The 11,308-nt window shown below is 45.6% G+C and carries 8 protein-coding genes; all 8 read left to right on the top strand.

Annotated features, from left to right (window positions below):
* Nucleotides 1–8 precede the first annotated feature (8 nt).
* The 8 genes from LGT40_RS15270 (at nucleotide 9) to LGT40_RS15305 (ending at nucleotide 11,264) form a co-directional block, all read left to right on the top strand.
* Entirely contained in the window at nucleotides 9–887 is an 879-nt protein-coding gene (locus LGT40_RS15270; RefSeq protein WP_226076383.1) for an MOSC domain-containing protein, read from the top strand.
* Between the two features lie 175 nt (nucleotides 888–1,062).
* Complete coding sequence (locus LGT40_RS15275; RefSeq protein ID WP_226076385.1) at nucleotides 1,063–2,268, top strand: tetratricopeptide repeat protein; 1,206 nt, start codon at nucleotides 1,063–1,065, stop codon at nucleotides 2,266–2,268.
* Nucleotides 2,269–2,295: 27 nt separating this feature from the next.
* A complete protein-coding gene (locus LGT40_RS15280; protein ID WP_226076389.1) occupies nucleotides 2,296–4,668 on the top strand; it encodes an EAL domain-containing protein in 2,373 nt (790 codons plus the stop codon).
* A 110-nt stretch (nucleotides 4,669–4,778) separates the two neighbouring features.
* Complete coding sequence (locus LGT40_RS15285) at nucleotides 4,779–8,372, top strand: DUF748 domain-containing protein (RefSeq protein ID WP_226076391.1); 3,594 nt, start codon at nucleotides 4,779–4,781, stop codon at nucleotides 8,370–8,372.
* Between the two features lie 92 nt (nucleotides 8,373–8,464).
* A complete protein-coding gene (locus LGT40_RS15290) occupies nucleotides 8,465–8,917 on the top strand; it encodes a nucleoside deaminase (RefSeq protein ID WP_226076394.1) in 453 nt (150 codons plus the stop codon).
* A 332-nt stretch (nucleotides 8,918–9,249) separates the two neighbouring features.
* The gene (locus tag LGT40_RS15295) at nucleotides 9,250–9,708 is read left to right on the top strand and encodes an ATPase (protein WP_226076396.1); all 459 of its coding nucleotides are present in this window, start codon (nucleotides 9,250–9,252) and stop codon (nucleotides 9,706–9,708) included.
* A gap of 304 nt (nucleotides 9,709–10,012) precedes the next feature.
* Nucleotides 10,013–10,399, top strand: a complete 387-nt coding sequence (locus LGT40_RS15300; protein ID WP_226076400.1) for a hypothetical protein — start codon at nucleotides 10,013–10,015, stop codon at nucleotides 10,397–10,399.
* A gap of 100 nt (nucleotides 10,400–10,499) precedes the next feature.
* On the top strand, nucleotides 10,500–11,264 hold the full coding sequence (locus tag LGT40_RS15305) for a hypothetical protein (RefSeq protein WP_226076403.1): 765 nt from the start codon (nucleotides 10,500–10,502) through the stop codon (nucleotides 11,262–11,264).
* Nucleotides 11,265–11,308 lie beyond the last annotated feature (44 nt).

Consider the following 11,308-nt stretch of genomic DNA (forward strand, 5'->3'; position numbering starts at 1 on the left):
GAGCACCCATGATCAAAGTCGGCACGGTAAAACAAATCTGGCGTTATCCGGTAAAAGGTATGGCAGGCGAAAGCCTGAACTATTGCCATCTGGGTGAGAAGGGCCTGCAGGGTGATCGTATCTGGGCTATACAGGACACGGCACGCCAAGAGATCCAAAGCTGCAAATTCAGACCGCAGTTATTACGTTGTGTGGCTCGTTGCCGAAGTGCTGAGATGACAGGTTCTCATGATGAAGTGGATATTGTGTTTCCGGATGGCCGGGTGGTTGGTAGCGACGATCCGTTAATCGATGAGCTGTTATCAGAACTTATCGGTCATGCTTCGACACTGGAAGCGTTACGCCCGTTGTCTCAATTAGATTTTTATCGTCGTCACAAAAAAGATGCCCATACCTGGCTGGAGGAACTTAAGGCAACGTTTGAACGCGAAGCGGGGGAACCGTTACCAGCGATTCTGGATGACTTGCCTGCAGCAGCAGTAGATTTTGTCTCAGTGCCAGGCACGTTTTTTCTGGTGACACCTTTTCATTTGCTCACCACAGCCACGCTTGCCCATATGCAGCAACTGAATCCGCAAGCAGATTGGGATGTGCAACGCTTTCGCCCAAATGTCGTCATTGAAACTTTGCCGGGAATGCAAGGGCTAGTGGAACAAGCCTGGGTAGCCAATAAATTGCGTATCGGACGAGCTACCATAGACTGTAATAGCACTACCCCACGTTGTGGTGCCGTCACACGCCAGCAACAAACACTGGAGTCAGATAGCAGCGTTTTACGAACCATTGTGCAAAAAGCGGATCAAAATCTGGGTATATACGGAGCGATCACCCAAAGTGCCGTTATTCGGGTCGGTGACGAGGTTTTTCTGCAAACAGCCTCTTGTTAGTCGTTATTAGATTGCCTTGAAAGGTTTCTTCCTGAGATTTGCTCATTTCAGCACAAAAAATTTGTATAAAACAAAGAAACTTAATACAAATTAGATTAATCTTATTCAGCACGAATAAACTTGAAGTTGAAGGTATACATTGCAACGACTCGCAATAACATTGACGTTGAGTAGCATGCTTTATGGATGCGCTGGATACCAGCCCAAGGATCTGTTTGCTCAGTCCAAACATTGGCTCGAAAAAACCAGTGAAAGATTAGAAACGCTGAATTCTGCAAACTCAAAAACACATAACTACGACACCGAGGTCAATACGCTCTTTGCACAGCCTTATATTGACCCGTTGACGGATTACATCAATCGACATATTGATGATAAAAACCGGGCAGAACCATTACGCAAAGTCAGCAACGAACGTAAAGTCCGCTGCCAGAAAATTGCGGATTTATATGCAAAACGTCCACTTACCCAAGCCTCATTAAACCGCTATCAGGCTGGTTATAATTACTCTTGCCCGAAAGATGTCGAAGCTTTTGCATTGCGTTTGGCCGACACGGAAAAACCAGAAACTTCTGAATCAGCAAGCGCTCCCTCCGATATTTCACCGACTGCAGTTAAACCGGTTCTTGATCAAGCGATTGTTTCCAATGTGAATAAAGAGCAGTTAAATGACTGTTATCTGTTAACCACTATCAGCAATTTCCGTGAAGCCAAACAGGCGTGTCTGTCACCCGCTACTGAAGGTGATGCCCGAGCTCAATTAAATATGGCGATTATTCACAAAGCCATGGGCGAATATCCCCAGTCATTTGAATGGGCTGAAAAAGTACAAGATCAGTCACCTCGGGCCCGTTATTTACTCGGTGAACTTTATGCCTCAGGACAAGGCGTCAAGCAGAATGATAAAGCCGCATTTAATGCGTTTGAGAAGGCCGGAGAAGAAGGCTATGCCGATGCGCAATATATGACTGCATGGTGTTATGAATCGGGAATTGGTACTCGCAAGAATCCGGAACAGGCCATCAAGTGGTATCAGCGTGCGGCACTGAATAACAATGTTCCTGCGAAACATTCTTTGGGGGCGCTACTGGTTCAGCAAAACAGTACGCCTTCCAGTCTGCGGAATGGTCAAAACTGGTTGATAGAAGCTGCTCGTGCTGGCTATGACGAATCGTCTTTGTTACTGGGTCAGTTGCTGCAGGAAAGTGAACAGCCGGACGATAAAGCTGAAGCTTTGGTCTGGTATGAAGTGGCTCAGCAGCAAGGTTCACCTGAAGCCGTCGAGCTTGCTAAAAAACTGCGTAAAGACGTCAGCCCCGAAGCACTGAATACTGCTCGCCGGCAAATCCATCGAATTTTGGATGGCGAAAGTAATGGATGATAGCTTGTCTGAGAGTGTGGTCTGCTGATGCTACGGTCTTTGATGGTCGATTCGTCGAAAAAACTCATCCTCTGGATGTTGTTTATGCTGGTGATCCTGTTTATTGCGGGCATGTGGATCCTGTCTTCACTCAATCTGAATTATTCGGAAGAAGCGATCAGTGATGTTCGACAAAAACAGATCGAAGAAACCTTTTTTAATAACCTCAACAAGATTACGCAAACCCAAACAGCTTTAGAGCGTTACACTGCCGATCTGGCGCGAATTGGGGATTTATTTGCCGATTTATACGCGCTGAAAAGCAATACCGAGATGATCAATACCGAGTTAACCGAGCTGTTACAGACCAAGCTTAATGACTTTGTTGGCACTTCAGCGGTTGGTATCTGGTTCAATCCTGACAAAGTGAATTTGAATGGCCAGTCGATTTCTCACTATGTGTTTCGGGATAAATCATCAATCATCAAGATTATGGCCGATGCAAATGCGCTCCCGCTTGAACAACAGCGCTGGCTCAGACTCGCCGGCATTCCAGCGGCAGAGAGTTCGATAAAACAACGAAATAAAATTTATTGGACACCGGCGTATTACAACGACATCACCGACAGTGCAGTGCTCACCCTGGTAAAGCCTATTCTGAATCGCCAACAACAAGTTGTCGGTTATGTCTCAACCGACTGGGAGGCCAAACAGGTGATTGATCTGGTAAGTCAGGTCAGCATTACACCCAACACGTTTGCCTTATTGATTGATAAAAACAAACGTAAACTGTCCAGTTTAAGCCGTCTCAATAATGAACAATATGCGCAGAAAATCATTGATTCGGTGATGAGTCAGGACTTCATTGGCCTATCCGCTAATCGTGATGTAACCCCGCTGGCAGCGCGTCAGAAAAAGACACGGCTGCATACGCATCAATTCAGCGTAGAGGACGATAACTACGTGCTTTATGCCGCCACCACGCCAGCAGAAATGCTGTTTGCCGTTGGCGTCCCCAAAAATGAAATAGATGCGGTGATCGCTCCGATGCGGCAGATTAATCAACGCATCCTGATTGCCACCAGTATCGTGATTCTGCTGCTATCAATTTACCTGGTTTATCGTATCGCTTTGCTGATGCAGGAGTTGCAGGCTTCTTATACCGATCAACTCACTGGTTTACCCAATCGAGCGAGATTATTACTGGATTTGGAGCAAAACCGTAACAGCACTTTAATCCTTATCAATATTGACCGTTTTCGTGAATTAAACAGCATTTTTGGTAATGACTGCGGTGATGCGGTACTGCAAAATCTGACCGAAAACATTACAACGTTCTGGGAGCAGAATAACCAGTCAAATGCTGCCAAACTCTACCGCTTATCCGGTGATGAATTTGTGTTGTTAGGTTTGTCATGGAAAAGAGAATTCTTAACCGGCTTTTTACGAAAGTTAAGTGACTTTTTGCAGGAACAACAATTACAATGGCGTGATCAGGATATCAGTCTGACGGCCACTATCGGTGCTGCCGAACAGCAGAATATTGAACCGGCAGGACAAAATCCACCCGATATTCTGATTAGTCATGCGACTGCGGCTTTAAGTATCGCCCGGGAGCAGTCGCGTAATTATTCTATTTACAGCAGTGAACAGGATGTAGAACAAGTCTATGAACAAAACCTGTTCTGGGCCAGACAGCTCAAGCAGGCTTTGCAACAAGATCGCATTTTGCCGTGGTTTCAGCCGATATATGACAATCAAAGCGAGCGTATTACCAAATATGAGTGCTTAATCCGCATGATCGATTCAGAGGGCAAGATCATCAGCCCGGGTCTATTTTTAGCGATTGCCAGCAAACTACGCCTGGACAGTCTGTTGACGCGGGTAATGGTAGAAAAGTCGTTCCAGAAATTTGCCAAACTGGACTACGAGTTCTCCATTAACCTGTCTTATCGAGACTTACTGGATACGGAACTCACCCAGTTTATTTTCGATAAGCTCGAAGCCTATCAGGTGGGAAAACGATTGATTTTTGAGATCCTCGAATCGGATGGCATCGATAACTACAACGAAGTTCGCCAGTTTATTGATAAAGCCAAAAGCTTTGGCTGCAAAATTGCCATAGACGACTTTGGTAGCGGTTATTCCAACTTTGAGCATTTGCTGCGACTTAACGTCGATCTAATCAAAATTGACGGCAGTTTAATCAAAAATCTTAATGACGATCAATCAGCCATCGTGGTCACTCGCGGCGTGGTGCAATTTGCTCGCAGTCTCGGTATCAAAACCGTCGCCGAGTTTGTGCACTGTGAAGCAGTGCAAAATCAGGTTAGGGCATTAGGAATCGATTTCTCACAAGGTGCGTATTTCAGCATGCCACAACCGCATCTGGTTGAAACGCAGGAAATCTCTCAGTCCTGACCGAGGCTTGTCGATCAGCTGCATTTGAGCAAATTTAGCCCATTGCCTACGTTCCATGGCATTATTTCGGTAAACTGACTTATCTCCACCACTGAGATAAGCTGCCAGTAATGAAATCTGTCAAAAACACCTTTCTAAAATATCGACGTTTGCTGATCTGGGTTATCAGTGTTTTGGTGTTGTATACCCTCATAGGGTTTTTGTTGCTGCCCTGGCTGGCGGAACGACAATTGGTGAACACGCTGAATGAGCGGCTGGGCGTTAAGGCCAGTGTCGAACAAATCCATTTTAATCCGTATACCTTTGAAGCGACGGTCGACAAGCTGCAATTGACCACTGAGCAGGATGAACCGCTGGCAGCTTGGGAAAAGCTTTATTTCAATCTTCAACCGCTACATATTTTCACACTCACGCTACGAATCGAAGAAATAAGCCTGGCGAATACCGAACTGTTTTTCCGGCGTTATACCGATACAGACAATACATTAACCCGATTAGCCGATAAGTGGGTTGCAACCGCCGAGGCTGAAAGCGATCCCGAACCAGAAGAAGCCAGCGAGCAGGATGAGCCACTTTTTACCTTCGAAATTGGCGAGTTCAATTATACCGATGGTGAAATTGCCTATCGTGATGATGTGCCTGCGACGCGTTTTGAAACTGTGTTAAGCCCAATCAATATTCATCTCAAACATTTTTCCACCGCCGCCGGGCAAACCGCCCACCAGGATTTGGTAATTAATCTGGAAAATGATGCCACGCTGAAATTAGACGGTGATTTAAGCTTGTCGCCGTTACAACTGGCAGGTCAGGTTAAGCTGCAAAATTTCAGTCTGCAAACACCCTATCGTTATCTACAGGCGCAACTGCCATTTGCACTCAAGCAAGGGCGGCTGGATCTGCAATTGGCCTATGATATTGATATGGCGGGTGAAGTGGCAGAGATTGATATCAGTGCCATTGATATCGATCTGGCAGACTTCAGTGTTCATCCTTCCGAAGCAGCAGAAGCGATACTTGAGGCGGGAACACTGTCGGTCAGCAATGGACGTTATCGCTATCCGCAAAATCAACTGATATTGGATGAGGTATCGGTGGCCGATTTCAAGCTGGCGGCCACCAGAAACAATGAAGGCGAACTTGACTGGTTGCAGCTAATCGCTGACATGTCCGGACAAGGTTCTGAATCCGCGACCGCGCAAACCGATCAGCCAGCCGCTGAACAGACGGGTTCACCGTTCACCCTGCAAATCGGACAGTTTAGTTATCGTAATGGCGCGTTCGTTTATCGTGATGAAGTACCCGATGAAGCGTTTGAAACCATACTCAATCCTATCAGTATTCAGCTAGAAAATTTTTCAACTGAGGCCGGACAAACAGCCGATGTTGATCTGCAAATCGAGCTGGAAAATGACGCCAAACTGGCGGTAAATGGTGGTTTGAGCTTGTCACCGTTACAGTTATCAGGTCAGGCGAATCTGAATAATTTCAGCCTGCAGATGCCATATCGTTATTTTAAGACGCAGATCCCGGTTGAACTGAATGACGGCCGACTGGATCTGCAAGTGACTTACACTGTTGATTTGGCCGATGAAACGCCAAAAGTGAATCTCAGCGCCATTGACCTCGCATTGGCCGATATCAGTATTCATCAGCCTGGAGAATCTGATGCGTTACTCAAAGGCGGAACGCTGGCGGTCACCAATGCTAATTACACCTACCCAGAAAATCAGCTCAGTATGGAAAACATCGCTCTGGATGATTTCAAACTGACAGCAAGCCGAGATCAGGAAGGCGAACTCAACTGGTTGCAATTAATGGATGCATTGCTGAAATCCGATCAAGACGAACCTGATCAAACTAATCAGCCGCCTTTGCAGCTGGATATTGCCAATATTGAAATCAATAACACGGCCCTGGCTATGGAAGACCAAAAGCCAACTACACCTGCCAATCTGGCTTTGATGTTGTCTGCCAGTATGCAGAACTTTAGCTTGGCAGAAGATCAACAGATGCCATTTAACAGTACTATCGGTCTGGAATCTGGCGGCGATATTGAGGTGAGCGGCGATTTACAGCTGTTTCCTGCTGTGGCGGTGAATGCCGAGGCGAATGTAAATCAGTTATCTCTAGTGCCTCTCCAGGGCTATTTAAATGAATATGCCCATATTGACATTCAAGATGGCAAAATTGACATCATCGCCAGTCTGAGTAGCGATCAACAAGAGCCCTTTGCCTTACAAGGCGACCTCACACTGGCAGATCTCCAACTGGATAACCAAAAGCTCAATGAAAAGCTGCTCAGCCTCGACAGTTTATCTGTTAATAGAGTGGACTTTTCTCTTGCAGAGCAACGCGTGGCCATCTCAGAAGTCATCGTTGATGCCTTATACAGTCGGGTATTAATCAACGAAAACGGTGATACCAATCTGGCCTTGCTGATAAAAGAGCAACCGGCAAGTGAGAAAGCTGAAGCCGATACGGCAAAATCAGATGACTCAAACGGCTATGACATTTCATTGGGTCGGGTGAAGATTAATGATGCCAGCTCGCAGTTTACCGATCAGAACTTGCCCATTGTTTTTAATGCCAATATGCAAAAACTCAATGGCGAAATCAGTGGCTTTTCTTCCAGCTCAAAGCAACCTGTCGATATTGAGTTAGAAGGCCAGGTAGACGAATTTGGTCTGGTTGAAATCAATGGTGCAGTGAATCCTTTGGATGTGACCGGGCACACCAATATCATGCTGGCGTTCAGAAATCTGGATTTACCATCAATGACGCCCTATACCATCAAGTTTGCCGGGCGGGAGATTGCTGAAGGTAAAGCCGATATCGATCTGACTTATGAAATTGTTGAAAGCGACTTATCGGCATCCAACAATATTGTGATCCGTGATATTCGCTTAGGCGAACGCGTCGAATCACCTGATGCCATGGATCTTCCACTGGATCTGGCCGTGTCATTACTCAAAAACAGTAACGGTGTGATCGAACTTAATATCCCTGTCAGCGGTGATATAAACGACCCTGAGTTTGCTCTCGGGCCGGTGATCCGGGGAGCTATTGGTAACGCGATAAGAAATATTGTCACCGCACCTTTCCGGTTTCTCGGTAGCCTGATTGGCAGTGACGATGATCCCATTGATTCGATTCGTTTTCGTGCCGGGCGCAGTGATATTGCCCCACCAGAACAGGAAAGACTGCTCAAATTAGTTGAGGCCTTATCGCAACGTCCACAACTGGCCTTACAAATACCTGCGCCATTTGATGAAACGGCGGATAAACAAGCACTGCAAAAAACAGCAGTTGAACAACGCATTGAGAGTCTTATGAGTGAAACAGACTCAGAAGAACAGCGTGAAACACAACGCCAGGAAATACTGGAACAACTCTATACCGCGGCGGGCTTAAGTCCCGATCTGCAAACGATCCAGCAGCAATTGACCAGCACCGACGAAGATCAGTCTGAAGCTAAATTAGATGTGCTGGCGTACAACGCCGAACTCAAAAAACAGCTCATCGAAGCCGAATCTGTCAGTGACTCCCAACTGCAAACACTCGCCACACAAAGACAGAATGCCGTGTTTGAATTCATCCAACAAAACGGCAAGTTAAACGCTGACCAACTGCAAACACAAGACAGCATCTCTGCTGAAACCGATGATGGTTGGCTAAAAATGAAATTTGATCTGGGAACCATCTAATGCCTGTTTTTGCATCAGTCAGGAGAACATCTGAAATGAAAGTCCAGAGAATACAATCTGGCTTCTATACACCCTGAGAAAGGACCGCAGACATGACAACTCTAGACTACAAAGCAATGCTGGAAGTCGCCATCAACGAAGCAAAACAAGGTTTAGCCGAGGGGGGCATTCCTATCGGTGCTGCGGTATTTAATAAAAATGGCGAACTTCTCGGTGCAGGTCACAATCGCCGAATTCAGGAAAATGATCCTTCTGTTCATGCAGAGACCGACGCCTTTCGAAAGGCGGGAAGGCAAAAAACCTATCGCGACAAAATCATGGTCACAACACTTGCACCCTGTTGGTATTGCAGCGGCCTGGCACGTCAATTCAATTTCGGCACAGTGGTAGTTGGCGAATCCGTCAATTTCGACGGCGGCCTGGATTGGCTTCGCGAAAATGGCGTGGAGGTCATCGATCTCAATTCGCAGGAATGCATCAAGATGCTCGGCGATTTTATTGCCCAAAATCCAGAAATCTGGAATGAAGATATCGGCGAGGAATAGAGGCTGTTCTTCTGGTCTTTCAAACTATTCCTAGGGTCTGTTGATCTTTCATAGCCGCCACTGTTGTGACTGAAATTGCACCAATTAAGGCGCGAGGAGAGCAGTTTAGTCATTCTAAATAAACGACGAGCAACGAAGAGTGGTGCAATTTCAGCCTCAACCCGAAGGGCTGGAGCTGTTTTTCCGCCCTACGGCGTTGAAAATGACTTATGTAGAACAACTACACCGCATCATTTTCGCCTTGTAGAACGAAAAAACAGCCTCCAGCAGTGGTGGCTATGAAAGATCAACAGACCCTAGATCAGCAGCAAACAAAAACACAGGAAATTATTATGAAAGTTGAAACGTTAAGAGAGGTGCTTCACTGGACAAGCGAGTTCCATCAACACCTCAAGGAATGTTTGAAACGGGGTGCCGATAAAACTGAAAATACACGAGCACAAATGTTGCTGAACTACTTGTCAGAGCATGAAGAAAAGCTCGGACATGCTGTGCACCAATTCGAAGTCACAGGGAATGAACATGCGTTAAATACCTGGTGCTATGAGTACTTTGATAAAAACCCCATCGTGCAACATCATCATTGTGATGCACCATTTGCTGAACTCTCGACCAACGACATTATGCAAATCATCATTCATCAACATCAGCAGATCATTGACCTTTATCGTTACCTGCATGACCGTGCGGATATAGATTCGGCAAAAGAGTTGATGGAAGAACTCAGATCTTTTGAAGAGCATGAAATGATGGTGATGTCACAGTCAGCTAATCGATTGGAAGATATTTGAGATTCAAACCTTCAAAATGGGATATTCAAAGGGGAACAGGTTTAATTAATTATCTAAATACTAAATAAATCTGTACCCTTTTCTTTGAGGTACGCTAATAGGTGTTTTTCTTGGGCACCGCCTAGCGTTAAGTATATTTAGAGAGCGATCCAAAGCCCTTGAAAATGCGTTCTATAACGATTTTTCTATACTCAAGGACGATCTTATAAGCTGGTTTCCTGCCTTGCTAGAAGAATACAGAAGCCCCTTAAAACAGAGCTATTCAGGTCCCGCCCCCCTAGATTTAAAGTTAATTGAAAACCTAATGGTAGAGCTTGCCGGAACAGATAGAATGATTAGCCCAGATCAAAGAATGCTTGTGTCCCGGATGGAGCGATCGATTGAGGGCATAAAACAGAAAGATAAGACGCGAGATATTTATATAAAGCGATGGCTTGAGAATGAAGAAGAGTTAAATGGCTCAGAGAGGCATGATATTTCCAGTCATATAAGCTTTATTACTGCTCAGTTGCTAGTCGAGGTTTCCCAAGGAATCTATTTCTTGGATAAGGTGTTATCTGAAAGAAACAAATTTATGATTAGTGATGATGCATCTATTCCAGCTTTAATGAAGCACGCATACTCTGCTAGTAATTTAAATTTTAACCGTGAAGAATGTATCGCTATTGCCAACAGATTGGGGCTTGATTAATGTTCGTGACAGCGCATAACAATCGCAGGCAAGGCAACAGCTTTTTCGTTGCGACTTCGCCTTCAATACAACGCTGCACTTGCTGCGGGCGATAGGCTGAATGATGCTCAGTTCAATATTCGCGAAAGACAAGCCAAATATATCTCCAGTGCTCGTTATGGATGCTCTTGGGGTTGCCGACAGAATCGCAGCTGCTGGTGAGGGTGAGCTGGTTAAGATTGCAGACGAGCTTGATTCGCAGTACCACAAGTTTAGACTGCGCATGCCGAACAAAGTAGTGATTACAAGTGCGAGTAAAGTGCGGGGTACCGGGGAATTTAATTCAGTCCGGATGAACGACATGTTTGTGATGTACTCGCCTTCGTACATGGAAGATGGTATGCATAAGTACTTGGTTGCTTCATCCTTACTTTACCAACAGATGCTGGTTTCTGGTTTCATTCCACGCGGAGGTTTGGGCGGCGGCTTAGTTCTACGAAGGAAGGATTTGATACTTGGTAATGGATTCATTGACGCCTATAGGGCTACCGAAAAGAGAGGTGATAACTCTAAAGATATATGCGCGGTTCAACTCACTCCGACAGCATTTAGCAATGCGAAGAACTGTGAGCATACGTATAGATTGCTGTGTTGGTACAAAGGCAGGTTTTTTGTGAATCCTTACACATTGAAGGATCCTGATCTTGGGGAGTTCTCGAAGGAGCGAGTGCTGGAGCTCTTGAAAAATTCGGGTGCTAATCAACAGAAATTGGCGGCTACTGAGGATTTCCTTGATGGCTTTGAAGACTATGATGCAGCTATGAAGCCGGGCTCAGAAGCCAGGAGAATTATAGGGTGGGAGCCAACCCTAACAAAGCGATTCTGACCGAAAAAAGTGATATTTAGGGTCAATGTATAAACCAAAAAAAA

It is taken from the genome of Methylophaga pinxianii (genome assembly GCF_020447225.1).
Lineage (GTDB): Bacteria > Pseudomonadota > Gammaproteobacteria > Nitrosococcales > Methylophagaceae > Methylophaga > Methylophaga pinxianii.

Bases quoted from the DNA above. Each gene is read 5' to 3' on its own strand.
- LGT40_RS15305 (WP_226076403.1), top strand. From the start codon at position 10,500: ATGATGCTCAGTTCAATATTCGCGAAAGACAAGCCAAATATATCTCCA.
- LGT40_RS15300 (WP_226076400.1), top strand. From the start codon at position 10,013: ATGGTAGAGCTTGCCGGAACAGATAGAATGATTAGCCCAGATCAAAGA.
- LGT40_RS15275 (WP_226076385.1), top strand. From the start codon at position 1,063: ATGCTTTATGGATGCGCTGGATACCAGCCCAAGGATCTGTTTGCTCAG.
- LGT40_RS15285 (WP_226076391.1), top strand. From the start codon at position 4,779: ATGAAATCTGTCAAAAACACCTTTCTAAAATATCGACGTTTGCTGATC.
- LGT40_RS15280 (WP_226076389.1), top strand. From the start codon at position 2,296: ATGCTACGGTCTTTGATGGTCGATTCGTCGAAAAAACTCATCCTCTGG.
- LGT40_RS15295 (WP_226076396.1), top strand. From the start codon at position 9,250: ATGAAAGTTGAAACGTTAAGAGAGGTGCTTCACTGGACAAGCGAGTTC.
- LGT40_RS15270 (WP_226076383.1), top strand. From the start codon at position 9: ATGATCAAAGTCGGCACGGTAAAACAAATCTGGCGTTATCCGGTAAAA.
- LGT40_RS15290 (WP_226076394.1), top strand. From the start codon at position 8,465: ATGACAACTCTAGACTACAAAGCAATGCTGGAAGTCGCCATCAACGAA.